The organism is Bifidobacterium sp. UTBIF-68, from assembly GCF_006408855.1.
Taxonomy (GTDB): domain Bacteria; phylum Actinomycetota; class Actinomycetes; order Actinomycetales; family Bifidobacteriaceae; genus Bifidobacterium; species Bifidobacterium reuteri.
On the sequence record NZ_JFAN01000054.1, the window covers coordinates 1 to 639 of the forward strand.

The window sequence follows — 639 nt, forward strand, 5'->3', positions numbered from 1 at the left end:
CCAGTTCCCGGCCGACGCGCGCATGCGGATAAGCCACGAGTGCCTCTACCAGTGGATCTACGCGACACCGCAGAAGGCGCTGGACCTCAGACAGTACCTGCCGCGCGGCAAACGGCACCGCACGCGCGCCAAGGGCCGCAGGTCGAAGGGGCCGAGGATCCCGATGCGCGTGCCGATCGCGCAGCGGCCCAAACGCGTCGACTCGCGGCATGAGTTCGGCCACTTCGAGTCCGACACGGTCATCGGCACGGCCCCCTCGAGACGGTGCATCGACACGCAGGTCGAACGCAAGAGCCGCCGCCTGTTCGCCCGGTTCATCCCCGACAAGAGCGCGCTGGCGACCGCGCGCGCCGAATACGACATCTACAGCCGCATCCCCGCGCCCGCGCGCATCGACCGCACCTGGGACAACGGCACGGAGTCCTCCTGCCATCTGCTCGTGGACGAGGCATTGGGCATGCTCACCTATTTCGCGGACCCGTACTCCTCGTACCAGCGCGGCACGAACGAGAACCGCAACGGCCGCATCCGCCGCTACCTGCCCAAGAAAACCAGCTTCGACGACCTGTCGGACGGGGACCTGCAGGCCATCGTCCAGGAGATCAACGACACCCCGTTGAAGGTCCTCGGGTGGGAAAC

At 67.3% G+C, this 639-nt stretch carries 1 protein-coding gene; it reads left to right on the plus strand.

The window, feature by feature from the left end; translation table 11 throughout:
• A partial coding sequence (locus tag BW14_RS11620; protein WP_140490760.1) for an IS30 family transposase occupies positions 1–639 on the plus strand: 639 nt, incomplete at both ends.